The sequence below is a fragment of the Rhizobium sp. BT04 genome, assembly GCF_030053135.1.
Taxonomy (GTDB): Bacteria; Pseudomonadota; Alphaproteobacteria; order Rhizobiales; family Rhizobiaceae; genus Rhizobium; species Rhizobium binxianense.
The window spans coordinates 3,519,759-3,542,208 of the sequence record NZ_CP125652.1 but is presented as its reverse complement, the minus strand read 5'-3'; the positions used below and the strand labels follow the sequence as shown (position 1 = coordinate 3,542,208).

The window sequence follows — 22,450 nt, the reverse complement described above, 5'->3', positions numbered from 1 at the left end:
ACAAAGAAAATAAGAGAGATTATCTCATTTTGCAAATGAGAGAGTTTCTCTTGTTTTGAGATTTGGGAGGAGTTTTGACATGCAGACTTCCGAAATTGTCCTCGTCGGTGGATCGGGAAAGACCGGCAGCCGCATCATCAAACGTCTGGAAGCGCGTGGGCTCACCGTTCGCGCCGCATCGCGCTCGAGCGCCCGTCCCTTCGATTGGGAGGACAGATCGACCTGGTGCGGCGCACTCGAGGGCGCATCGAGCGCCTATGTCGCCTTCCAGCCGGATCTTTCCGTCGCCTGGGCGGCATTGGTGATCGGGGCGCTCGCCAAGGTCGCGGTAGACTGTGGCCTTGAGCATATCGTGCTGCTCTCCGGTCGCGGCGAAGAGGGCGCGCAACGCAGCGAGGCGGCGCTGAAGGCCTCCGGCATTGACACGACCATCCTGCGTGCCTCCTGGTTCTGCCAGAATTTCAGCGAGGGCGCCTTTGTCGAACAGATCCTCGCCGGCCGGCTGCAATTGCCGGCGGGCGAGATCCGCGAACCCTTCATCGATGCCGACGATATCGCCGATGCGGCCGTCGCCGCCTTGACCGATCCCGGCCATCGCAACAAGGCTTACGAACTGACCGGCCCGCGGGCGCTGACATTCCGACAGGCGGTCGCCGAAATCGCTGAGGCCGCCGGGCGGCCGATCGAATATGAACAGGTGTCGATGGCTGAATTCACCGGCGGGCTTGCGGCTGCCGGCCTGCCGCAGGGCCTGACCGATCTTCTGGAGGAACTGTTCGGCCAGGTGCTCGACGGGCGCAATTCCAGCACTATGGACGGTGTCGCCGAAATTCTCGGCCGCCCCGCCACCGATTTCGGCCACTATGCGCGGGAGACCGCGGCAACCGGACTATGGAGCGCCTGACCATGCAGATCGTTCTCACCATCTCCCTCGCAGCCGCAGCGATCGGCAGCGGCCTCGTCGCCGGCATCTTCTTCGCCTTTTCGACCTTCATCATGACCGCCTTCTCGCGGATTCCTGCAGAGCAAGGCATCGCGGCGATGAACTCGATCAACGCCACGATCGTCCGCTCGCCCTTCATGGGCCTGTTCGTGCCGACGGCGATCCTCTGTGTCGTCATCGCCGTGCTGGCGATGATCGACTGGCGCGGCGGGGCATCCCTGCTGATGGTGGCGGGTGCGGCACTCTATGTGCTGGCCTCCTTCCTCTCGACCATCATCTTCAACGTGCCGATGAACGATGCGCTTGAGAAGGTCGCCGGTAGCGGGCCGGACACGATGGCGTTCTGGGCCACCTATCTCAGGGACTGGACGTGGTGGAACCATGTGCGGACGATCGCCTCGCTGCTTGCCTCGGTCGCTTTCGTGCGGGCGCTGATGATTGTTTGAAAGATTGCTTCTCGGCGATCCGCCGCGCCTTTCAGGAATCGGGTGGTTGGCCCCGGGCGGGCATGCGATGTTGGGCAATCGCCGCGAAAGGACCGTCATGTTTACGCTTCACGATTACATGCCGTCGCAAAATGGCTGGAAGGTCCGGGTTTTGCTCGGCCTGCTCGACATACCCTATCATAGCCGTATCGTCTCGATCTTCGAGGGCGAGAGCCGCACCGAGGCGTTTTTGAAACTCAATCCGGTGGGCGCCATCCCGGTTCTCGAACTCGACGACGGGCGTCCGATCGCCGAATCCAATGCGATCCTCACTTTTCTCGCCGAGGGCACGCACTTCCTGCCGTCAGATCACTATCTGCGCGCCAAGGTCATGCAATGGCTGTTCTTCGAACAGTATCATGTCGAGCCGGTCATCGGCTCGCTGCGCTTCTGGACGTTGACGGGACGGCTGGAGCGTAACCAGAGCATGGTTGCGGGCAAGCGCGAAGCCGCAACCCGCGCGGCCGCCGCAATCGATCGCGGCCTGACCGACAGCCTGTTTCTTGTCGGCCGGGAGCTGACGATCGCCGATATCGCCGTTTACGCCTATAGCCACCGGGCCGAGGATTGCGGCTTTTCTCTCAAATCTTATCCCGCCTTCGTCGCCTGGTCAGAGCGCGTTCGGGATGCCATCGGGGCGGATTATCCGGTCTATCCCTATAGCATCGACCCACATTCCGATGCCGGCGCGACACGGTAGACTACGTCTGCTCGCAGAAGGCGATGCGGTTGCTGAAGGGGTCGATGACGGTCATCTCCAGCCCCCACGGCGCTTGCTCGACGCCGGGCTTCATGTAGCGGTAGTCCTTGCCGGCAAGTTCGGCGTGGTAGGCCCGCACATTGGCGACGCGGACAAAGGCCTTGGCGCCGGGGCTGGCGTCGCCGGAATGTTCGCTCAGGTGCAGTGCCATGCCGTCACGCGAGACCTGGCAATAGAGCGGAAAATTTTCGCCGAAACGGTGCTCCCAATCGAGACGGAAGCCCAGGAAGCCGCAATAGAATTCCTTGGCCTTTTCGACCGAGAAGATGCGGAAGATCGGCATCGGCGGCTCGATGCCGATGACCGAGCGGGAGGTGCCCGCCTCCTCTATCTTCGCCGAGAGAATATTCCATTGATCGAGCCCGAACTGGCGGGCAACGATTTCGAGCGTTTCGCTGTGGGTGAGCGAAATGTCGCGGTCGGCGAGGGCCTGCCGCAATGTCTTTGCCATGAGCTTGGCATCGCGAAAATCGCGCATGATGTCATCCTTCCGTTGACGGCAAACAGGAAGATCAGTGCCCGCGTCTGCTGACCCGTTCGCCATCGATCGCCAAACGGCACGGATGTGAAGGATGTTGTCTGGATGCATTCACCATAACGCCAGAGCGTCAAACTCGAGCGTCGCGGGGCGGCTGGCCGCATCCGGCCGACGGCGATAGTATGAGAGGATCGATCGGCGATCAAGACGCGGTGCGCGCTGCCTCGACGGGAACGGCCTGCAGGTGGCCGGCAAGCTCGACCCGGTTGCGGCCGGCGCGCTTGGCAGTGTAGAGCGCCTTGTCGGCGGCGCTTAGCATGGCGTCGAAATCCTGCGGCTTCGAGCGGCCGGGCGCGACGCCGACGCTGACCGTGCATGTCAGCACTTCGTCATCGATATGGATTTCGCGCGCCTCAAAAGCCCGGCGGATGCGCTCGGCCGTGAGTTCCGCCCGGCCGGGCATGATCTCCTTCAGCACCAGCGCGAATTCCTCGCCGCCGAGCCGGGCGGCAATGTCGCCGCTGCGGCAATGGGCGGCGAGTTCGCCGGCGAAGACCTTGAGCACACGATCGCCGGCTGCATGGCCGAAGCGGTCGTTGACGGATTTGAAATGATCGATGTCGAAGACGATGACGGCGGTGGTCGCGCCCATCGGGCGCGTGCCGTACTCGTCGAACAGGGCGCGGCGGTTGAGCAGGCCGGTCAGCGGATCGGTGATCGCCTCCAGACGATGGCGGGCGGCCAGCCGCCACTGATGCAGCGCCAGCGATAGCGCGCCGATGCCGGTCATGCCGGCGATGCAGACGGCGAGGCTCAGGTCTTCGGCCCAGTTGCTGGGAGCCTTGCCGAGCACCAGCTTGCCATCGGAGATCAGCACGGCGGCGCAGAGGACGAAAGAGATCGCCGTCAGCGTATAAAGCGCGGTGATGCCGAGGAGCGGCGCCGGCGCCTCGGCGCGGGCGAGCCAATACTGCCGGGCGGTGGCAAAGAGCAAAAGGGCGATGGCGATATTGTCGGCGATGAAGGCCAGGCCGTCATAGCCTGATAGCATCGGCACGACGGAGAAGACCATCGCCGCAAGGGCGCGGATCACGATCGCCGGGACGGACGGGCGGCCGGTGAGGAACTGCCGGCCGGCCCCCCATATGGTCGCAAAACCGGCATGAAACAGCACGAAATTGGCGACGCCCAGCCATGTCTCCGGCCTATTGACATAGGCGCTGTAGACGAAAATGCCGCTGACGACGAGGACCAGGCCGACGGTGGCGGTCAGCAGCACCGTTTCCGCCCGACGGACAATCCAGCTTCCCATCAGCGTCACGGCCAGGCATGCCGTGGAAACGCCGAGCGCCAACAAAAGGGAGTTGTAGTCAAGCGTCATGCTTTTCAGTCTCCGCAGCTTTTCCAGCGCCTGATGTTGGCAGCTTATGGGGTCCGCGGCGAGGAATGTCTTATGCATCCGTTAACAAATGATGCACTGCACAATGCGAATGTTACGCGTTTAACGTCGCGCCGAAACTTAAGATGAATATTCCATTTAAAATTGAATTCTGAACGCTTACGCTTGCTGCACGACCTGCCAATGCAAGGGAAACATCGGATCGAACACCGTCACCGGACCGGCGCCGGTTTCAATCCTCGCGGGAAAGACGACCGGCTCGGCCTGCCGTGACAGGGTTATGCGCTCCTCGTTCGGCTGAAGCCCGTACCAGGCCGGTCCGTTCAGCGAGGCGAAGGCTTCGAGCCGCTCCAAAGCGCCCTCCTGTTCGAAGACGTGGGCAAGGCAGCTCATCGTGTTGATCGAAGTGTAGATGCCGGCGCAGCCGCAGGCGCATTCCTTCAGCGGGTCGACATGCGGGGCGGAATCGGTGCCGAGGAAGAAGCGGGCGTCACCGCTTACGGCAGCCGCACGCAAGGCCAGCCGGTGGTTTTCGCGCTTGGCGACCGGCAGGCAGTAATAATGCGGACGGATGCCGCCGACCAGGATGGCGTTGCGGTTGATGATCAGGTGATGGGTGGTGATCGAGCCGGCGAGATTTGATTTGGCCGCCTTGATGTAATCGATGCCATCTGAGGTCGTCACATGCTCCATCGTCACCTTCAGTTCCGGCAGGCGCTGCCGCAGCGGATCGAGCACGGTGTCGATGAAGACGGCCTCGCGATCGAAGATATCGACCTCAGGCGTCGTCACCTCACCATGGACGCAGAGCGGCAGACCAATCTCAGCCATGCGCTCCAGCACCGGCAGCGCCTTTTCCATGTCGCGCACGCCGCCATGCGAATTGGTGGTGGCGCCGGCCGGGTAAAGCTTGACGGCGGTGATGAGACCGCTGTTCTTCCCCTCCTCGACATCGTCGGGGCTGGTGTGTTCGGTGAGATACAGCGTCATCAGCGGCTGGAAGCGATGGCCTTGCGGCAGGGCCTTGAGGATACGCTCTTTGTAAGCCTTGGCGTCTGATGTCGTGACGACGGGCGGCACCAGATTGGGCATGATGATGGCGCGGGCGAAGGTGCGGCTCGTATCGGCGATCACGCCTTCCAGCATGGCGCCATCGCGCAGATGCAGGTGCCAGTCGTCGGGACGGCGGATGGTGATCGATTGCATGGCAGGCCTCCGAAGCGATGCGTCTGCGGCCTCGATAGCACTAAAGCGCGTCGCATTGAAATTGAATCATGCGACGCGCTTTCGCTCTTTTTTCGTGCATGTCGTTGCCCCAAAACCGCCGCACACTTCCGGGCGATATGCATTATCCCTTATGTGAAAACAATCGCCGCGGCATCACGCCAGCGCGATCTCCAGCGTCACATCGGCCGGGCGGCGGTTTTCGAGGATCAGCCGGCCGTTCGGCAGGTCGTTGCCGTAGACCTTGGCACTCGCCTCTTCCTCGGTCAGCTTGTAACCGCGCCAGCGGTCCCAAAGGCGCTCTTCCAGCACCTCGATCGGCGGAGCGAGCATGATCGTGTAGTCGAAGATGCCGTCGAGCTCAGCCCATTTGCCCTGTGTGAAGAGCAGATAGTTGCCTTCGATGATGATGAAACGATCCTCGGGAGCGATCGGGCGGGCGGAGGCAATCGCAAGTTCGCGCGAGCGGTCGAAGACGGGAACGAGAACTTCCTGATCAGCGGGGCGAACCGCGCGGACGATATCCAGGAAGCCGCGCACATCGAAGGTCTCCGGAATGCCCTTGCGGGCAAGCAGGCCGCGTTCGATGAGAATGGCATTGTCCATGTGGAATCCATCCATGGGCAGCACCGCGACGCTCTCACCTTTTGCCTTCAGGGCGTCGGCGAGATTGTCGGCCATGGTGGATTTGCCGGCACCGGGCGGCCCGGCGATCGCCACCAGGAAACGCCTGGAGTTGCCGGCGCGGCTCAGAACCTCGCCGGCAATTTCGTCTACTCCAGCCGTCATGCAGCGACCGGCTCCGTCGGCACCGCCTTGGCGCCGGTCATGAAGGCGACGGCGTCGGACATGGTGTATTCCTTGGGATTGATCACCGTGAGACGCCGGCCGAGACGGTGGATATGGATGCGGTCGGCCACCTCGAAGACATGCGGCATGTTGTGGGAGATCAGCACGATCGGCAGGCCGCGCGCGCGCACGTCGAGGATCAGTTCCAGCACGCGGCGGCTTTCCTTGACGCCAAGGGCTGCCGTCGGTTCGTCCATGATGATGACCTTGGAGCCGAAGGCGGCGGCACGGGCGACCGCGACGCCCTGACGCTGACCGCCGGAGAGCGTTTCCACCGCCTGGTTGATGTTCTGGATGGTCATCAGGCCGAGTTCGGACAGCTTGTTGCGCGCCAGCTTTTCCATGGCCGGCCGGTCGAGCATGCGGAACCAGGAGCCGAGCGGACCCGGTTTGCGGATCTCGCGGCCGAGGAACATGTTGTCGGCGATCGACAGCGCCGGCGACAGAGCGAGGTTCTGATAGACGGTCTCGATGCCGGCCTCGCGCGCTTCCATCGGCGAGCGGAACTGCACCTGCTTGCCTTCGAGCGTGATCACCCCCTCGTCCGGGGTGACGGCGCCCGAGATCGCCTTGATGAGCGACGATTTGCCGGCGCCGTTATCGCCGATGACGGCGAGGATTTCACCCGGATAGAGGTCGAAATCGGCATTGTCGAGCGCAGTCACGCGGCCATAGCGCTTGACGAGACCCCGGGCAGTGAGAAGGGGGGCGGTGAGAAGGGGTTCGCGAGCCATGATTACACCGAAACCTTTCTGATCCACTGGTCGATGGCGACGGCGGCGATGATCAGCACGCCCGTCAAGAGGACTTTCCATTGCGGGTCGGCGCCGAGCATGTTGAGGCCCATCGAGACGACGCCGACGATCATCGCGCCGAAGAGCGTGCCGAGAATGGAGCCACGGCCACCGAAGAGCGAGATGCCGCCGATCACGGTCGCGGTGATCGCCTGGAGGTTATAGTCGGTGACCGCCGAGGACGGCGAGATCGAGCCGTTGCGGCCGATCGAGACCCAGGCGGCGAAGGCGGCGATGACGCCGGAGATGGTGTAGACGGTGAGCAGCACCTTCTTGGTCTGGATGCCGGAGAGCTTGGCCGCTTCCGGATCGTCGCCGACCGCATAGACATGCCGGCCCCAGGCGGTGTGATTGAGCACGTACCAGAGCAGCATGACGAGCAGCACCATGGCGATGACGCCGAGGGTCAGCACGGCTGTGCCGGCTTTGAAGCTCATGGCGAAAAGATGCAGCAGCGGCGCCTGTTCGTCGACGTCGGTGTCGCGGATCGTCTCATTGGCGGAATAGATGAAATTCGTCGCCATGACGATATTCCAGGTGCCGAGCGTGACGATGAAGGGCGGCAGCTTCATGAAGGCGACGAGAAAGCCGTTCAGCAATCCGCACAGGCCGCCGACCAGGAGGCCTGATATGACGGCGATCGGCGTCGGTATGCCGTAGGTGATGGCGACATTGCCCATGATGACCGCCGAGATCACCATGATGACGCCGATCGAAAGATCGATGCCGGCCGTCAGGATGACCAGCGTCTGGGCAGCACCGAGAATGCCGACGATGGCGATCTGCTGCAGGATCAGTGTCAGCGTATAGGACGAGAAGAACCGTCCGCCGATGGCGATGCCGAAGATGATGATCGCCAGCACCAGCACGATCAGCGGCACGGCGGCCGGCGTCGAGTGCAGAAAATGCTGGGCGCGCTTGATCAGCGAGACATCCTGGTGCTCGAAGGAGGCGACGCTCTTGTCGCTGCCGTCGAGGACGCGTTCGAATTCCTGTGTTCCGGTCATGGTTCCTCCTCCGCATCCGCGCGCCGAACTCGCGCGGGGGCCGTCACCGATATCCTTCCGGTCTTTGCTGAGCCGGTTCGTGAGGCGACGGTACATCGTCCGTCGAAAACGGCCGGGGATCAAGCCCCGGCCGGTCTGCTTTCAATAAAGCGGGCTTAGCCCCAGCACTTGTCGGTGCCTTCCTTGGTGTCGATCGACTTGACGCCGGAGACCGGCTTGTCGGTGACGAGCGAAACGCCGGTGTCGAAGAAGGACTTGCCTTCGGTCGGCTTCGGCTTTTCACCGCTGTCGGCGAACTTCTTGATCGCCTCGATGCCGAGCGACGCCATCAGCAGCGGATATTGCTGCGAGGTGGCGCCGATGACGCCTTCCTTGACCGACTTGACACCCGGGCAACCGCCGTCGACCGAGACGATCAGCACGTTCTTTTCCATGCCGACGGCCTTCAGCGCCTGATAGGCACCGACTGCGGCCGGTTCGTTGATCGTGTGGATGACGTTGATGCCAGGATCCTTCTGCAGAAGGTTTTCCATGGCCTTGCGGCCGCCTTCTTCATTGCCGTTGGTCACGTCATGACCGACGATGCGCTTGTCGTCTTCGTCGCCGATCTTGTCCGGGTTCTTCGGGTCGATGCCGAAGCCGATCATGAAGCCCTGGTCGCGCAGAACGTCGACCGTCGGCTGCGACGGGGTCAGGTCGAGGAAGCCGACCTTGGCGTCCTTGGCCTTGTCGCCGAGCGTTTCCTTGGCCCACTGGCCGATCAGCTTGCCGGCGAGCAGGTTGTCGGTGGCGAAGGTGGCATCGGCGGCATCGGCCGGCTCGAGCGGCGTGTCGAGCGCGATGACCAGCAGGCCGGCATCACGCGCCTTCTTGACCGAAGAGACGATGCCCTTGGTGTCGGAAGCGGTGAGCAGGATGCCCTTGGCGCCGTCGGCAATGCAGCTTTCGATCGCGGCCACCTGGCTTTCGCTGTCGCCATCGATCTTGCCGGCATAGGACTTCAGCGAAACGCCGAGTTCCTTGGCCTTGGCGGTCGCACCTTCCTTCATCTTGACGAAGAAGGGGTTGGTGTCGGTCTTGGTGATGAGGCAGGCAGCAACGTCAGCCGCCATGACAGGAGCGGAAAAAGTGACACCAAGCGCGAGCGCGCCGAAAGCGAGAACAGATTTCTTCATGGAACTCCTCCCAGAGTTTGCCGGCGCCGCCCCTGCGGGACCGGAATTTAAAGATATGACACTTCGCCGTGGATCGCCAATGCCTCCCAGCGGTCCCGTGCCCTTGACGACGGCAATTAAGAGCGAAAAGAAATCGGCTTGTCAATAAATAAATCCAATTGAATTATTAATTCGATGTGGCATGCTCGATCGAATTAGGGCATAGGCCAACAATCGGGAGGAGCGGCCATGTCGTCCTTGGATGGACCGGCGAATATACCGGTCCCGCCACCAATTCTGAATCCGGCCGGCGGTGCGAACCAGGTCAGGGTGCGGGCCTATAACGAACGGCTCGTGCTGTCGCTGGTGCGTCTCTACGGCGCGCTGTCGAAGGCCGATATCGCACGCCGCAGCGGCCTGTCGGCGCAGACCGTCTCCGTCATCATGCGGGTGCTGGAGAAGGAAGGGCTGCTGTCGCGCGGGGAACCGGTGCGCGGCCGAGTCGGCCAGCCGTCGATCCCAATGCATCTCAATCCCGACGCCGTCTATTCCTATGGTTTAAAGATAGGGCGACGCAGCGCCGATCTGGTGCTGATGGATTTCGTCGGCCGCATCCGCATGCAGCTGCACAAGACCTATGCCTATCCGCTGCCGGAGGAAATCCTCGCTTTCGTCACCTCGGGCATCCAAGATCTCGAGGACCGACTCGACGACAAGCAGCGCGGCCGCATTGCCGGCCTCGGCATCGCCGCGCCTTTCGAGCTCTGGAACTGGGCCGAAGAGGTGGGTGCGCCGCCGGGCGCCATGGAGGTCTGGCGCGAGGTCGATCTGCAGGCCGATATCGCCGCGCGCGTCGCCCATCCGGTCTTCCTGCAGAACGATGCGACCAGCGCCTGCGGCGCCGAACTCGTCTTCGGCATCGGGCCGTCCTATCCGGATTTCGTCTATTTCTTCATCGGCTCCTTCATCGGCGGCGGCATCGTCCTGAACTCGGCGATCTTTTCCGGCCGCACCGGTACGGCCGGGGCGATCGGGCCGCTGCCGGTGCGCGGCAAGAACGGCGAGACCAAGCAGCTGCTCGAAATCGCCTCGATCTTCGTGCTCGAAAACATGCTGCGCGAACGCGGCATCGATCCCGAGCCGCTCTGGTATTCGGCCGACGACTGGGTGGATTTCGGCGAGCCGATGGAAAGCTGGATCCAGGATAGCGCCAAGGCGCTGGCGCAGGCGATCGTCGCCGCCGCCTCGATCCTCGATTTCAGCGCGGCCGTGATCGACGGCGGCTTTCCCCACTGGGTGCGCAGCCGCGTGGTGCAGGCGACGATCGACGAAGCCGCCAAGCTCGACCTGCAGGGCGTCGTCATGCCCGAAATCATCGAGGGCGCGGTCGGCGCGCAGGCGCGCGCCATCGGCGGCGCCAGCCTGCCGATCTTTGCGCGTTACCTCACCGACCAGAACGTACTCTTCAAGGAGGTAGACCATGCTGAAAGGACTTGACCCGCTGTTGAGCCCGGAGTTGCTTTCGACACTTCGGGCCATGGGCCACGGCGACGAGATCGCCATCGTCGATGGCAATTATCCGGGGGTCGAACATGCGCGCCGGCTGATCCGGCTCGACGGCCACCACCTCATCCCGGTGCTCAACGCCGTGCTCAGCGTGCTGCCGATCGACGATTTCGTGCCCGAGGCGATCTTCCGCTCGACCGTCAAGGCCGAGCGCGACAAGCTCGACCCGGTGCATGAGGAGATGATCGACTGCTGCGCCCGCCACGAGCCGCACCGACAGGTGGTGCCGCTGATCGGCCAGGATTTCTACGGCCGGGTGCGGGCCGCCCATGCGGTGATTCAGACCAGCGAGCCGCGGCTCTACGCCAACATCATCCTACGCAAGGGGGTGATTTATCCGAAAGAGGCGGGTGCGCAGGCGGCCGAGGTGGATCCGTTCGTTTACTAGGACAGGAATGGCTTCAGGCCGAGTCAGCAGAGATTTCGGCCTGCAGACAAGGTGGCCAACTGCTCTTTGTCGTAGGCATGCGTTACAAGAGAACCGAGAGGCCGCGGCATGCCCTCTTTTCCCCGCTGGGGAGAAGTGCCGGCAGGCGGATGAGGGGGCCACAGGGCGCATTACTAAATAGCCCTTACACGCATCCTTCGCGTACATTCCTGCATGCCCTGAACAGAAATCAAAATGGTTTCTTAGCGTCATTTGGGGAGTCCCGAGGATGATGACTCGCCAGCGCGAACGCAAGGCGGGCGACAGCCGACGGGTCAGCCGCCAGATCGCGTCGCCCGCCGCGCCGTCACTTCGTGGCGAGCTGTGTGTTCAAGGCCTGAACAAACGCTGTGCCGAACGCCGCGTCGGACATCGGCTGTTGGCCGGTTATCAGTTCGCGATCGACCACAACATTACTTGCCCAGGGTGCCGACGCATTCTGCACAACGGCTCCCGCCGAGGCTAGCGCCTCGTCAGCGTAGAACACGACATTACCGCCCAGTAGCACATCGCCTTCGACCTGCTTTTCCTCGGCGGCAGAGAACGCTGTCAGGCGATAGCCGGCATAAGGCCAACCCTGGCTGAGCGATTGCAGCTGGGTGCTGTCGTTCGCGCTGAGTGCGAGACGATAAGCCTGCGGGTCAGGTAGCGTGGAAAGCAGCGCCACCGGGCCATGACAGATAATGCCCGTCGGTCGGCCGCCGTCGTGGAATGCGCGCAATATCTGTCCCAGCGATTGATCCTGGACAAGGTCCTGCATCGGCGCATGCCCACCGGGAATAAAGACGCCGACGAACTCCCTAACGCCTGCAGATTGAACAGCCGAGAGGCGAAGCGGTTGCTTCAGGTTGTCGAAGCCGTTGATGTAATTCTCCGCCTCGGCACGCTTGGCATCGTCGCCCCCGAAATAGTTCTTGTGATTCGAGTTCGAGTCCATTTGCGGCGTATCGCCGTTTGGATTGGCAAACACAGGTGTGTAACCAGCATCGACGATCTGCTTCAGCGGAACGGCGAGTTCATTCAGGAAATAGCCGGTTTTGTAGGTCTTGCCGTCTCGAAGTTCGAGCTGATGGGCGCTCGACATCACCACCAGAACTTTGCCCTTGCTCTGCGCGGAGGCCGCCGTTGGCGCTACGATCGCCAGTCCCATCGCCAATCCCATCGCGAGGACAGCGCTACCCATACGTACAATACTCATCTGCTTTTCCTTTGTGTTGATCGGTTTGGTCGAGCTCTCTCGGAGCCAATTCGTCCGAGAGCAATCCCTTCAACGGGTTGGGAAGCACCTAGCCAAACCAATTTCAAAATACCGGCATATGCCGATAATTTATCTATGGTATATACCGATATCTTGTCAAGACGACGGAATAGGGCTAGTGAAAATGAGAAAACAATCGCCTGTGTCCGAGGCTCAAAGGAGGTTTGTCGGTTGAAGAAGAAAGCCAGTGTCGACCCGAATTATTGCAACAACACCGTTTTACGGCAGGCCACGCGGCGAATGGGCCAGCTCTATGATAGCATCATCGCACCGAGCGGTTTGAGGGCCACTCAGCTGGGATTGTTGACCCATGTGGTCTCACTGGGCGAGCCTACAATGCGGGAACTCGCCGAGGACATGGTCATGGACCAGTCTGCGCTTGGCCATACGTTGAAGCCGCTTGAGCGCAGCGGCTACCTTGAGCTGATCGTCGATCCTCAAGATCGCCGTGCCCGTCGGATTCGTCTTACCCAAGCGGGGACACGCAAGTTCGAAGACACGTTGGTCCTGTGGAAAACGGCCCAGGATAGCTTTGAGGCCGCCTTTGGGGCAGAGAAGGCGGCCGAATTACGAGCGGTCCTGACGTTCCTGGCATCGGACGATTTTGAGTTGGCGTTTAACGCGCCAACACCCAGCGCCCCCGGCGATTAATCGAAACATCGCTTGCCGGTTCTTTTTCGGTGCCAGGGTCAAGGCGTGGCCGCGCTGATCTCTCTAGTTGCGCATTCGTATAGGCGACAAGCGGCCGGCATTTCGCTTCCGTCGGATTGAGAACAAGCCACGACACCGCCTATCCCAAGCGAAAGGCGTTCACCGAGCTTAGGACAAGGCGATCATCCTTTCAGACTGCGACGCGCCTCATAGGCTTCTAGGAATTCCGGAGAGGCGACATCATCCGCCAGCGTGCGGAGCGCAGCCGCGGAAGGACCTAGTACGACCTCAACGCGCTGATTGGCGTCAGCCCAATGGACCAACGCCTCGTGCATGCGGTGCTCGCCAGATCTCGTCAGCATTGCGTGCTTCGTTCGGCCGTCATGTTCGTCAGGCACGAGTTCGACGAGCCTGTCCCGGACCAGCGGGCGAAGGGCGTGGGTCAAAGCGGAAATGCTGACGGCAAGGCGCTCGGCGAGCGATTGCAAGGTGGGCCATGGATGGCCGCCCTCGCGCAACGCGGCTATCTGGGTCAGAAGCCCGACTTGAGTAGCCTTTAGCCCGGTTGGCGCTACCGCATCATCGTAAAGCTGGCCCAGCCGCCGTGACGCGCGCCGAAGAGCAGTGTTGGTGCACACGAGTTCAGACAGAAGCTCCGGCGGGCTCAGCCTACCCGTGCGCAGTTCCTCTGCCGCATCGTCAATCGAAAGTTTCTTACCCATCACACAAAAATAGTTGAGCACTCATCCATTGACAAGGGCCAAACGTGGCCATACTTAAACTTGAGCACTCAACAAAAAGGAGCTTCACATGTCTGCATCATCGTTCAAGCCCGTTGCTGTCGTTACGGGCGCCTCTGCCGGCATCGGCGCCGTCTATGCCGAGCGGCTCTCCGAAAGGGGCTATGACCTTATCCTTGTTGCTCGGCGCGCTGAACGCCTGAAGGCGCTCTCGGACAAACTGGGTGCGGCCCACGGCACGAAAGTTGAGGTGGTGGAAGCCGACCTCACGAATGACGCCGACCTCGCGCGTGTCGAAAAGGTGTTGAAGGCCAATTCGGCGATCACGCTCCTCGTGAACAATGCCGGCAACGCGACGCTGGCTCCCATCGCCAAGACCTCTGAGGAAGACGCGGCCTCAATGATCGCACTCAACGTCATCGCGCTCACACGCCTCACGCACGCCATTCTGCCGGAATTCCTCGGCCGCAACGAGGGTGCAATTATCAACGTCGCTTCGGTCCTGTCCTTCCACGCACTGCCGATCAGCGCGATCTACAGCGGCACCAAGGGCTATGTGATGAACTTCAGCCGCGGCCTGCAGCAGGAATTGGCTGGGACCAATGTCCGCCTGCAACTTGTCATGCCGGCATCTACGGCAACCGAACTCTGGGATTTGTCGGGAATCCCGTTGGCGTCCCTCAACCAGGCCGCGGTGATGACGTCCGAAAACCTGGTGGATGCTGCTCTGGCCGGGTTCGATAGCGGCGAAGACATCACGCTGCCATCCGTTGCCGACGCCACTCTCTGGGACAGGTTCGACGAAGCCCGTTCCAAGCTGTTCGCCGCGACACAGACCGGTGAACCTGCACCTCGCTACCGCGCCGCCTAATCCAGCGGCGTAAAACCCAATGGATCGACTGCACCGGGTAATGCGTGCGCCAGCCGGCGTAAGCAGCTCCATGCAGAAAATCTGCTTTCCTTATTGAGGAGAAACCAATTGCCCAATTTATTCGACCAATTCACGCTGAAAGGCGTGACCCTCCGAAACCGGATTGCGGTTTCCCCCATGTGCCAGTATTCCGCGATCGATGGCGTCCCCAACGACTGGCACAACGTCCATCTCGCCAGTCTGGCGCGGGGTGGCGCGGGCCTTGTCAACGTCGAAGCCACAGCGGTCTCTCCTGAGGGCCGGATCACACCGGGCTGCACCGGTCTTTGGAACGATGACCAGGCCGAGGCCTTTGCGCCGATCGTCGCCAGCATCGAAAAGGCCGGTGCGGTCGCAGGGATTCAGATCGGCCATGCCGGCCGCAAGGCCAGCGCCAACCGCCCGTGGGAAGGCGACGATCATATCGCCGACGGCGACCCGCGCGGCTGGGAGACCATCGCACCCTCCGCCATTGCATTCGGCGGCGGCCTGCGGAAGGTCCCACGTGCGATGACGAAAGCCGACATCGATCGCGTTCGTGGCGATTTTGTCTCTGCGGCGATCCGCGCGCGCGATGTTGGATTCCGCTGGCTCGTGCTGCATTTTGCCCATGGCTATCTCGGCCAAAGCTTCTTCTCGTCGCATTCGAACCAGCGCGACGACGAATATGGCGGCAGTGCGGAAAACCGCGGACGCTTTCTCCTCGAGACACTCGCGGCCGTTCGTGAAGTCTGGCCCGAGGATCGGCCGCTTACGGCTCGCTTCGGCGTTATCGAGTTTGACGGCCGTGACGAAGAGACCCTGCAAGACGCGATCGATCTTGTGGGGAAATTCAAGGCAGCCGGCCTCGATTTCCTTGATGTCAGCCTCGGTTTTTCGACCCCGACGGCCAATATTCCGTGGGGTCCTGGGTTTATTGCGCCTTACGCCGACCGAGTCCGGAAGGCCACTGGCCTCCCCGGCTCGGCGAGTTGGAATATCACTCAGCCGGAGCAGGCGGACGAACTCATCCGCAGTGGACAGCTCGACCTGGTGATGGTCGGCAAGGCGATGCTCGCCGATCCGCATTGGCCGTACACAGCCGCGCGCAAGCTCGATGTCGAGCGTCCGTCCTGGACATTGCCCGCCCCCTACGCACATTGGCTCGCATCCTACCGCGCGGCCTGAATGATCGGGCGCCTTCGACATTTTTCGAAGGCGCTCGTTTTCTTTATGGCGATACACGCAAACAGGACGACGCGCCTCATCTCAACCCTGTTCGCATCCTACTCTGGGGAGTTTCTCATGTTCAATAATTCGGAGTTGGGTCCCAGATGGGCCGGAACAAACTTCGAAAGTATGTTGGAAACCTTGGTCGAAGTCGCTCCTTTTGAGGGCTACACGACTGATGCCATGGAAGACTTCACTTGGAGTGCCAACGCTTGGTCGAATGGGACGTTGACCCTCAGCGAGATGGCTTGCAACAGGCCGTGGCATCTCTCGGCGACATCGGGCACGCCGGAGTGGCTGACGATCATGGTCCCGCGAGACGGCATCTGCGGCGTAACCCTGGGGCAGAACACCGCCACAGCGTTGCCGGGTCAACTTCTGCTCGGCCAGAATCACGAGGTAGATCGTTTCTTCGTGCAGGGTACCCTTCATCGATCCGAGAAACTTCATCTGGACTGGAGCGTGATATCGCAGACAGTTGGGGAACTGCTCGAGGCGCCAGTGAGCGGATCGCTTGATTTGTTGCCTCAAGTTGACCAGCATAGCCCCGCTGGGATTCTGTTCAAGAATCTGGTCGAGACCATCATCTCCGGCATGCGTGAGGACGGCGTCCTGCTTCATTCGCCGATCGCGATGACCAACCTCACACAAGCGCTCGGTCATTTGGTCGCGCGCTCAATGCCCCACCGTTATTCCAGGCAACTGGAAAAGAAGATCTTTGCGCCGGCACCTTGGCACATTCGTCGCGCCATCGATTTCATGCGCGCGAACATCAGCACGCCAATTACCATGTCGATGGTGGCTCATGCTGCCAACGTATCGGTTCGGACATTGGAAACCGGTTTCCGCACATTCAAGGAAACAACGCCGGCGGCCTACCTGAGAACATTGCGGCTACGAGCCGCCAGGCAAGACCTTCTCGACCCGTCGAACCGGCTAGAGATCAAGGACATCTGCCTGAGGTGGGGCTTCTTCCACGGCGGCCGCTTCTCGGCAATGTATAGATCGGTTTACGGGGAGACGCCCCAGGAAGCGAGAAGGCGTCGAGGTCACCCGCTTGCCAATAGTCGCCTGAAATCATAGCTGCCGCGACCTGATCGCGTGACTGCGCTCCGGTGCAATGGTCCGAATTTTACTCCGACGCAGGGGTAAAAGGATGACGCCTGAGAAACGCAGCCACTTGTTCTGTAACCTCGCCCGGTGAGGAGTCAGGGAAAAAATGCCCGCCCGGTATAGCTCGGGCGTCCATGGTCGTGCAGCGATCCGCCCAGGTGGCTGGGAGATTATAGAGTTTGGCCATCACGCCACGAGCGCCGTAGAGGATCAGCGCCGGCGCGGATATACGTCTGCCCTGTTCCGCCAGATCGTCGGCGAGATCGACGGCCAGCGCCGCGCGATAATCGTTGCAGCCGCCGGCAATCGCCTTGGCATCATGCCATGACGCCCGGTAGGCGGCGAGCTGGTCGGCGTCGAAATCCTGTCGACCCGTCGCGCCCCATCCAAACAGGCAGGTTTCATAAAAGAGATCGGGGCTTGCTTCGATCATTCGCTCCGGGAAGGGCGCGGGTTGAGCGAGGAAGAACCAGTGCCAGTAGTGTTGAGCGACCTCCCTGCGCAGGTCGGTCAACAATACGGCCGTCGGCACGATGTCCATCAGAATGACACTCGCCACAACCGCAGGATGGTCAAGCGCCAGCCTGTGCGCTGCTCGGGCACCACGGTCGTGACCCACGAGGTGAAACCGCTCATGCCCCAGGGTTTTCATCAAACCGACCTGATCGGCGGCCATGGCGCGGAAGCTGTAGTTGGCCAGATCAGGTCGAGCCGGTGGTTTGTCGGAGGAGCCATAACCGCGTAAATCAGCACAGATCACCCGATAGCCGAGGGTGACCAGATCCGGTGCGATCCGTGCCCACAATGCCTTGGTCTGCGGAAAGCCATGCAGCATCAGCAGTGGCTCTCCCGCTCCCGCGGCGACATAGGCGATCTCCACGCCATCGACAGCAATACGGCCGCTTTCAAAACCGTCAAACATAATCCCCTCCCCGCTTTCGCAACGACAACAGTGCCTCAACGGTCAGGGCGCCAACCCTGGCCGCGGAAGATGCAGAGAGCCGCGACAGGCGAGTTACCCCGACCTTGACGAAACGGGCGGGTTCCGTGAGATGCGTATCTGCCATCAGGTACTCATACTGGCTACCGTTATTAATGATATACATCATCAATAAGTCAAGCTACAATGGCACATGACATCATAGCTCGGCATAGCGGTCGAAAGGGCTGTAAAGTGCGGATCACCAAGGAAAAGAAGCAGGAAAACTACGAGCGGATTATCGCCACCGCGTCGGAGCTGTTTCGCGAGCGCGGATTCGACGGCGTGGGCGTGGCGGAATTGATGGAGCGCGCGGGGCTCACCCATGGCGGCTTCTACAATCACTTCCGCTCCAAGGAGGAGTTGATCGCGGAGTCGACCGAGAATGGTTTGAGCGAGACCTTGAGGCGCTATGCCGGTCATGACGTCCTCGCCGTCATGGAACTTTATCTGGCGCGCGAACACCGGGATGGGCGCGGCCAGGGATGCACGGCCGCGGCGCTGAGTAGCGATGCCGCTCGACAGCCTGAAGAAACGAAGGCCGTTTTTGCTGCGGGAATAGACAATCTGGTGCGCGCGCTGGAGGGAGGCATTGCAGGAAGACACGCTTCCGGCGTCGGCGGGCGCGCGCAAGCCATCACCATCCTCGCGCAGGCCGTTGGAGCAATCGTGCTTTCGAGGGCCTGCCCGGACGATTCCCCGCTGGCGGACGAACTGCTTGATGCCTGCCGGGCGGATTGCCGCGACGCCATCGAAAATCGAACGCGGGAAACATAGGGCCGCCTGTAGCGGCCCTATTGCCACCCCTATATTGGCACGGCCATGCTGGGATAGTCGGTGTAGCCTGCCGCGCCGCCGCCATAGAGCGTCGCCATATCCAGATTGGCGAGCGCCGCACCGGCTTTCAGGCGGTCGACAAAATCCGGATTGGCGATGAACGGCTTGCCAAAGGCGAACAGATCCGCCAGCCCCTGCTCCAGCCTGGTCGTCGCAAGTTGCAGATCGTAGGCGTTATTGGCGATGTAGCTATTCCCGAACCTGCGGCGAAGCGCCTCATAGTCGAAGGGTGCGATGTCGCGCGGGCCGCCTGTCGCACCTTCGACAACATGGAGGTAGGCAATGCCCAACTCGTCGAGCTTCTCGACGATGTAATTGAACTGCGCCTGCGGATCGGTTGCCGATATCCCGTTGGCCGGCGACACCGGTGAAATCCGAACTCCGGTTCGCTCCGCCCCAATTTCCTCGATGACCGCGGCCGTCACGTCGAGCGTCAGCCGGGCGCGATTTTCGATCGACCCGCCATAGGCATCGGTGCGGGTGTTAGCTCCGTCCTTGGCGAACTGGTCGAGCAGGTAGCCGTTCGCGCCATGAACTTCGACGCCATCGAAACCGGCGGCAATCGCATTGGCGGCGGCGCGACGGAAATCCTCAACAATGCCGGGGATTTCGTCCGGCTCGAGCGCGCGAGGTTCGGATACATCGACGAAAGCATTGTGCACGAAGGTCTTTGTCGCAGCCCTGATCGCCGAGGGCGCGACCGGCGCCTGGCCATTCGGCTGCAGGTCGACATGCGATACCCGACCGACGTGCCAGAGCTGCAAGAAGATACGGCTGCCCTTGGCATGCACCGCCTCGGTCACCTTTCGCCAGCCGTCGATCTGCGCCTGCGTGTAGATGCCGGGTGTGTCCTGATAGCCCTGGCCCTGCTGCGAAATCTGGGTCGCCTCCGAGATGATCAGGCCGGCCGAAGCCCGTTGCCCATAATATTCGGCCATGAGATTGCCCGGCACAAAACCGACGCCGGCTCTGTTGCGCGTCAACGGCGCCATGACGATGCGGTTGGATAGCGTGAGGGAGCCGAGTGTGGCGGGCTCAAAGAGTGTCTTGCTGGTCATTTTTCACTTTCACCAAGAGTTGGAAGTTATGTCTGGCGTTCGCCTCACAACAGACGCCGCGTCGGTCAGGTCGACCTCAGTCCGCGACCGTGATGACCACCTTGCCCTTCGCAAGCCCGGTCTCGACATAGGTCAGCGCATCGCCGGTCTTCTCGAACGGGAACACCTTGTCGACGACCGGTCGGATCACGCCTGACTCGATCAGGCGGGCAATCTCGCCCAGTTGCTGTCCCTCGGCGCGCATGAACAGGAATGAATAGGTGATGCCGAGACGCTTGGCCTTTTTCCGAACCCCGCGGCTGAGCAGGCGCAGCACCAGTTTCAGGAACAGGTTCAGGCCGAGTTCCCCCGCGAAGGCAGGATCGGGCGGACCAGAAATGGAAATGAGCCGGCCACCCGGCTTCAGCACGCCCAAGGATTTTTCGAGCGTCGTTGGATCCTGACTGTTCAGCACGAGATCGTAGCCCGACAGGAGCTTCTCGAAATCCTGCGTCTTGTAGTCGATCACCACATCCGCCCCGAGGCTTTTGACCAGCTCGGCATTCGCAGCGCTCGTCGTCGTCGCCACCGTCGCGCCGAGATGCTTGGCGAGCTGAATGGCGAAAGTCCCGACACCGCCGGAACCGGCCTGAATGAAGACCTTCTGGCCAGGCCTCACCTTGCCCACCTCGACCAGCGCCTGCCAGGCAGTCAGCCCCACCAGCGGGATGGATGCCGCTTCGCTCATGCCGAGGTTGTTCGGCTTCAGCGCCACATCGGCTTCATCGACGGCAATGAATTCGGCGAACGTGCCGACCCGATGATCGCGCGGCCGTGCATAGACCTCGTCGCCCACCTTGAAGCGCCTGACCCTGGATCCGGCTTTGACGACCGTTCCGGCAAGGTCGTGCCCGAGGATGAAGGGCGGACGATAGGGGAGAATGAGCTTGAATTCTCCGTCCCGGACCTTGGAGTCCAGCAGGTTTACGGCCGTCGCCTGAATCCGGATCAGGACATCATTGTCCTGCAATTGCGGTTCCGGCAGATCGGCCAGGCGCAGAGCGCCCTTCTTCTTGTACTTATCAACGACGAATGCCTTCACGGGGCCTCTCCAATTCGAATTTTATTGCGGCGTCAGGCGCCGAGGAAGGACAAAGCCTTCGGTACGAAATCGGCGTGGTTCTGGAAAATCCCGCCATGCCCGGCGTCGTCGTAGATCACCAGTTGCGCGCCGGGGATGCGGCGGGCCATATCGGTGCTGTTTACTGTGGGGACCATGATATCATTGTCGCCATTGGCGATCAGGACCGGGATATCGATGCGGCCGAGATCCTGAGGCGCCTGCTGCCCCCAGGCCTTGATCGCCTTCAGCTGCCGCAGGAATGCCCTCGGCGTCGGGCCCTTGTCCCTCCCCGCCTTCCGCACTTTCAAGTGATCCAGAAAGGCTTTCGCGGCTTGCCGGCCATTGGCCGTCGAGGTGAAAAACAGATAGGTTTTCGGATCGCGCAGCGTCAGCAGGCCTTTGATGATCAGCGGCCAGGAAACGGCTCCGACCTGCTTGATCCCTTTGCCGCCGGCCGGGCCTGTTCCGGTCAAAATGAGCTTCCGCACAAGGTCCGGCGCCTTCAGCGTGATGTCCTGTGCGACAAATCCCCCGAGAGAAAAGCCGAGCAGATCGACTTTTTGGAACCCAAGCGTTCGGATCAGCGCGATCGCGTCGTGCGCCATCTCGGCGATGGTGAGCGGGGCCGTGCCGCCCGAGGTGCCGATGCCCCGGTAATTGGTGGCGATGACGTGATGCTTGGTGGCAAGACCATCGACAATCCGGGGATCGAAATTGTCCAACACCGCGCCCCAATGGTTGAGAAGAACGACCGGCACGCCGCCTTGGGGGCCAAGGTCGCGATAGGCAAAAGCTGTTTCCCCCACATTGATCCAGAGATTGGGCGCCTCGGCATAGCAGGTAGCAGGCCGAAGGTACCTGATAGGCGTGTTCATCGTTTACTCCATTATCCCGGAACCGGCACGCTTGAGAGCCTTGCCGATGCCGCTCGATGTCCCGGCGAGAAACGCCGTTTTCCCAATCATCGCCTTAGCCTTCCGTATGACCGCCGACCGTCGCGGTGGTCAGCTTCAGTCACTCACTATAATGACAACTATCATCATAAATATTAATGATATTCATCATCAAAGCTGTCAAGCGGAATTTTCCGGGAAACGCCGACATTCAAGAGAGCCTCATCCTGAGGCGCCCCGCAGGGGCCTCGAAGGACGAGGCGGGCATTCCAACGCTCGATGCGTGCAACGAGCAACGTTGCGGCGTGTCCTTCGAGGCTTCGGCCTCTGGCCTCCGCGCGGGATGAGGGAGGTTGGCGGATGCCGCAGCCCGGCCCCTCTTCTTCTCATCGAGCTCATCCACGAAGGAAGACACGATGGAATCGAAGAACCGTCCGATTTGCGGGAAGAATATCCGTTTCGCGCAGCGAAACGCCCGCGCCTTCGTCAAAGCAACGCGCCATTAACCTTCAAAGGTCAGACGATCTTACGGATTTGTCGATACTGTGCAGCTTCATCAACGACTGTAATGCCCGACCCTTGTAATGCCGCCCGAATGAGTTGTGGCGGTCTTC

General features: G+C 61.4%; 23 protein-coding genes. 10 read left to right on the top strand and 13 right to left on the bottom strand.

What is annotated here, in order from left to right:
* Positions 1 to 79: 79 nt before the first annotated feature.
* The 3 genes from QMO82_RS25530 to QMO82_RS25520 all read left to right on the top strand — a co-directional run bounded on the left by QMO82_RS25530 (position 80) and on the right by QMO82_RS25520 (position 2,128).
* Positions 80 to 904 carry an NmrA family NAD(P)-binding protein gene (locus QMO82_RS25530; RefSeq protein ID WP_183605539.1) on the top strand — a complete coding sequence of 275 codons (825 nt, stop codon included), beginning with the start codon at positions 80 to 82 and terminating at the stop codon, positions 902 to 904.
* A gap of 2 nt (positions 905 to 906) precedes the next feature.
* Entirely contained in the window at positions 907 to 1,389 is a 483-nt protein-coding gene (locus QMO82_RS25525; protein WP_183605538.1) for a DUF1772 domain-containing protein, read from the top strand.
* A 97-nt stretch (positions 1,390 to 1,486) separates the two neighbouring features.
* The gene (locus QMO82_RS25520; protein ID WP_183605537.1) at positions 1,487 to 2,128 is read left to right on the top strand and encodes a glutathione S-transferase family protein; all 642 of its coding nucleotides are present in this window, start codon (positions 1,487 to 1,489) and stop codon (positions 2,126 to 2,128) included.
* 1 nt (position 2,129) lies between these two features.
* On the opposite strand, the gene QMO82_RS25515 is transcribed toward QMO82_RS25520, so the two are convergent.
* From QMO82_RS25515 to QMO82_RS25485, 7 genes are all read right to left on the bottom strand, one after another.
* Positions 2,130 to 2,666: a glyoxalase superfamily protein gene (locus QMO82_RS25515; RefSeq protein WP_183605536.1), complete on the bottom strand. Its 537-nt coding sequence runs from the start codon at positions 2,664 to 2,666 to the stop codon at positions 2,130 to 2,132.
* A 202-nt stretch (positions 2,667 to 2,868) separates the two neighbouring features.
* Complete coding sequence (locus tag QMO82_RS25510; protein ID WP_183605535.1) at positions 2,869 to 4,047, bottom strand: GGDEF domain-containing protein; 1,179 nt, start codon at positions 4,045 to 4,047, stop codon at positions 2,869 to 2,871.
* Between the two features lie 177 nt (positions 4,048 to 4,224).
* Positions 4,225 to 5,271, bottom strand: coding sequence for a dihydroorotase (pyrC, locus tag QMO82_RS25505; protein WP_183605534.1), 1,047 nt, complete (start codon positions 5,269 to 5,271; stop codon positions 4,225 to 4,227).
* Between the two features lie 174 nt (positions 5,272 to 5,445).
* Complete coding sequence (locus tag QMO82_RS25500) at positions 5,446 to 6,078, bottom strand: nucleoside triphosphate hydrolase (RefSeq protein WP_183605533.1); 633 nt, start codon at positions 6,076 to 6,078, stop codon at positions 5,446 to 5,448.
* Positions 6,075 to 6,872, bottom strand: coding sequence for an ATP-binding cassette domain-containing protein (locus QMO82_RS25495; RefSeq protein WP_183605532.1), 798 nt, complete (start codon positions 6,870 to 6,872; stop codon positions 6,075 to 6,077). Before QMO82_RS25495 ends, QMO82_RS25500 begins: the two co-directional genes overlap by 4 nt.
* Before the next feature lie 2 nt (positions 6,873 to 6,874).
* A complete protein-coding gene (locus QMO82_RS25490; protein WP_183605531.1) occupies positions 6,875 to 7,939 on the bottom strand; it encodes an ABC transporter permease in 1,065 nt (354 codons plus the stop codon).
* 155 nt (positions 7,940 to 8,094) lie between these two features.
* Positions 8,095 to 9,114, bottom strand: a complete 1,020-nt coding sequence (locus tag QMO82_RS25485) for a sugar ABC transporter substrate-binding protein (protein ID WP_028756641.1) — start codon at positions 9,112 to 9,114, stop codon at positions 8,095 to 8,097.
* A gap of 228 nt (positions 9,115 to 9,342) precedes the next feature.
* Here QMO82_RS25485 and QMO82_RS25480 point away from each other — a divergent pair, with 228 nt between their 5' ends.
* Positions 9,343 to 10,590 (top strand): ROK family transcriptional regulator, encoded by a 1,248-nt coding sequence (locus tag QMO82_RS25480; RefSeq protein WP_183605530.1) that lies wholly within the window; start codon positions 9,343 to 9,345, stop codon positions 10,588 to 10,590.
* Positions 10,574 to 11,047 carry an RbsD/FucU family protein gene (locus QMO82_RS25475; RefSeq protein WP_183605529.1) on the top strand — a complete coding sequence of 158 codons (474 nt, stop codon included), beginning with the start codon at positions 10,574 to 10,576 and terminating at the stop codon, positions 11,045 to 11,047. Before QMO82_RS25480 ends, QMO82_RS25475 begins: the two co-directional genes overlap by 17 nt.
* 346 nt (positions 11,048 to 11,393) lie before the next feature.
* Here the strand turns inward: QMO82_RS25475 and QMO82_RS25470 are convergent, their stop codons facing one another.
* A complete protein-coding gene (locus QMO82_RS25470; protein WP_183605528.1) occupies positions 11,394 to 12,284 on the bottom strand; it encodes a type 1 glutamine amidotransferase domain-containing protein in 891 nt (296 codons plus the stop codon).
* 231 nt (positions 12,285 to 12,515) lie between these two features.
* On the opposite strand from QMO82_RS25470, the gene QMO82_RS25465 reads away from it, so the two are divergent.
* A complete protein-coding gene (locus QMO82_RS25465) occupies positions 12,516 to 12,995 on the top strand; it encodes a MarR family winged helix-turn-helix transcriptional regulator (protein WP_246718163.1) in 480 nt (159 codons plus the stop codon).
* Positions 12,996 to 13,177: 182 nt separating this feature from the next.
* Here the strand turns inward: QMO82_RS25465 and QMO82_RS25460 are convergent, their stop codons facing one another.
* Positions 13,178 to 13,717: a MarR family winged helix-turn-helix transcriptional regulator gene (locus QMO82_RS25460; protein WP_183606631.1), complete on the bottom strand. Its 540-nt coding sequence runs from the start codon at positions 13,715 to 13,717 to the stop codon at positions 13,178 to 13,180.
* An 88-nt stretch (positions 13,718 to 13,805) separates the two neighbouring features.
* Between QMO82_RS25460 and QMO82_RS25455 the strand changes: the two genes are divergently transcribed.
* From QMO82_RS25455 to QMO82_RS25445, 3 genes are all read left to right on the top strand, one after another.
* Positions 13,806 to 14,606, top strand: coding sequence for an SDR family oxidoreductase (locus QMO82_RS25455; RefSeq protein ID WP_183605526.1), 801 nt, complete (start codon positions 13,806 to 13,808; stop codon positions 14,604 to 14,606).
* 108 nt (positions 14,607 to 14,714) lie between these two features.
* Positions 14,715 to 15,812 carry an NADH:flavin oxidoreductase/NADH oxidase gene (locus QMO82_RS25450; RefSeq protein WP_183605525.1) on the top strand — a complete coding sequence of 366 codons (1,098 nt, stop codon included), beginning with the start codon at positions 14,715 to 14,717 and terminating at the stop codon, positions 15,810 to 15,812.
* 117 nt (positions 15,813 to 15,929) lie between these two features.
* Positions 15,930 to 16,937 carry a helix-turn-helix domain-containing protein gene (locus QMO82_RS25445; protein ID WP_246718161.1) on the top strand — a complete coding sequence of 336 codons (1,008 nt, stop codon included), beginning with the start codon at positions 15,930 to 15,932 and terminating at the stop codon, positions 16,935 to 16,937.
* A gap of 49 nt (positions 16,938 to 16,986) precedes the next feature.
* On the opposite strand, the gene QMO82_RS25440 is transcribed toward QMO82_RS25445, so the two are convergent.
* On the bottom strand, positions 16,987 to 17,889 hold the full coding sequence (locus QMO82_RS25440; protein WP_183605524.1) for an alpha/beta fold hydrolase: 903 nt from the start codon (positions 17,887 to 17,889) through the stop codon (positions 16,987 to 16,989).
* A 252-nt stretch (positions 17,890 to 18,141) separates the two neighbouring features.
* Here QMO82_RS25440 and QMO82_RS25435 point away from each other — a divergent pair, with 252 nt between their 5' ends.
* Positions 18,142 to 18,723 carry a TetR/AcrR family transcriptional regulator gene (locus tag QMO82_RS25435; protein WP_183605523.1) on the top strand — a complete coding sequence of 194 codons (582 nt, stop codon included), beginning with the start codon at positions 18,142 to 18,144 and terminating at the stop codon, positions 18,721 to 18,723.
* A 29-nt stretch (positions 18,724 to 18,752) separates the two neighbouring features.
* On the opposite strand, the gene QMO82_RS25430 is transcribed toward QMO82_RS25435, so the two are convergent.
* The 3 genes from QMO82_RS25430 to QMO82_RS25420 form a co-directional block, all read right to left on the bottom strand.
* Positions 18,753 to 19,841 (bottom strand): alkene reductase, encoded by a 1,089-nt coding sequence (locus QMO82_RS25430; RefSeq protein WP_183605522.1) that lies wholly within the window; start codon positions 19,839 to 19,841, stop codon positions 18,753 to 18,755.
* A gap of 76 nt (positions 19,842 to 19,917) precedes the next feature.
* Positions 19,918 to 20,922 (bottom strand): NADP-dependent oxidoreductase, encoded by a 1,005-nt coding sequence (locus QMO82_RS25425; RefSeq protein WP_183605521.1) that lies wholly within the window; start codon positions 20,920 to 20,922, stop codon positions 19,918 to 19,920.
* Positions 20,923 to 20,954: 32 nt separating this feature from the next.
* A complete protein-coding gene (locus QMO82_RS25420; RefSeq protein ID WP_183605520.1) occupies positions 20,955 to 21,818 on the bottom strand; it encodes an alpha/beta fold hydrolase in 864 nt (287 codons plus the stop codon).
* Between the last annotated feature and the right edge of the window lie 632 nt (positions 21,819 to 22,450).

Bases quoted from the DNA above. Each gene is read 5' to 3' on its own strand.
- QMO82_RS25490 (WP_183605531.1), bottom strand. From the start codon at position 7,939: ATGACCGGAACACAGGAATTCGAACGCGTCCTCGACGGCAGCGACAAG.
- QMO82_RS25510 (WP_183605535.1), bottom strand. From the start codon at position 4,047: ATGACGCTTGACTACAACTCCCTTTTGTTGGCGCTCGGCGTTTCCACG.
- QMO82_RS25475 (WP_183605529.1), top strand. From the start codon at position 10,574: ATGCTGAAAGGACTTGACCCGCTGTTGAGCCCGGAGTTGCTTTCGACA.
- QMO82_RS25430 (WP_183605522.1), bottom strand. From the start codon at position 19,841: ATGACCAGCAAGACACTCTTTGAGCCCGCCACACTCGGCTCCCTCACG.
- QMO82_RS25480 (WP_183605530.1), top strand. From the start codon at position 9,343: ATGTCGTCCTTGGATGGACCGGCGAATATACCGGTCCCGCCACCAATT.
- QMO82_RS25530 (WP_183605539.1), top strand. From the start codon at position 80: ATGCAGACTTCCGAAATTGTCCTCGTCGGTGGATCGGGAAAGACCGGC.
- QMO82_RS25495 (WP_183605532.1), bottom strand. From the start codon at position 6,872: ATGGCTCGCGAACCCCTTCTCACCGCCCCCCTTCTCACTGCCCGGGGT.
- QMO82_RS25485 (WP_028756641.1), bottom strand. From the start codon at position 9,114: ATGAAGAAATCTGTTCTCGCTTTCGGCGCGCTCGCGCTTGGTGTCACT.
- QMO82_RS25470 (WP_183605528.1), bottom strand. From the start codon at position 12,284: ATGAGTATTGTACGTATGGGTAGCGCTGTCCTCGCGATGGGATTGGCG.
- QMO82_RS25525 (WP_183605538.1), top strand. From the start codon at position 907: ATGCAGATCGTTCTCACCATCTCCCTCGCAGCCGCAGCGATCGGCAGC.
- QMO82_RS25515 (WP_183605536.1), bottom strand. From the start codon at position 2,666: ATGCGCGATTTTCGCGATGCCAAGCTCATGGCAAAGACATTGCGGCAG.
- QMO82_RS25445 (WP_246718161.1), top strand. From the start codon at position 15,930: ATGTTCAATAATTCGGAGTTGGGTCCCAGATGGGCCGGAACAAACTTC.
- QMO82_RS25520 (WP_183605537.1), top strand. From the start codon at position 1,487: ATGTTTACGCTTCACGATTACATGCCGTCGCAAAATGGCTGGAAGGTC.
- QMO82_RS25500 (WP_183605533.1), bottom strand. From the start codon at position 6,078: ATGACGGCTGGAGTAGACGAAATTGCCGGCGAGGTTCTGAGCCGCGCC.
- QMO82_RS25440 (WP_183605524.1), bottom strand. From the start codon at position 17,889: ATGTTTGACGGTTTTGAAAGCGGCCGTATTGCTGTCGATGGCGTGGAG.
- pyrC (WP_183605534.1), bottom strand. From the start codon at position 5,271: ATGCAATCGATCACCATCCGCCGTCCCGACGACTGGCACCTGCATCTG.
- QMO82_RS25460 (WP_183606631.1), bottom strand. From the start codon at position 13,717: ATGGGTAAGAAACTTTCGATTGACGATGCGGCAGAGGAACTGCGCACG.
- QMO82_RS25455 (WP_183605526.1), top strand. From the start codon at position 13,806: ATGTCTGCATCATCGTTCAAGCCCGTTGCTGTCGTTACGGGCGCCTCT.
- QMO82_RS25420 (WP_183605520.1), bottom strand. From the start codon at position 21,818: ATGAACACGCCTATCAGGTACCTTCGGCCTGCTACCTGCTATGCCGAG.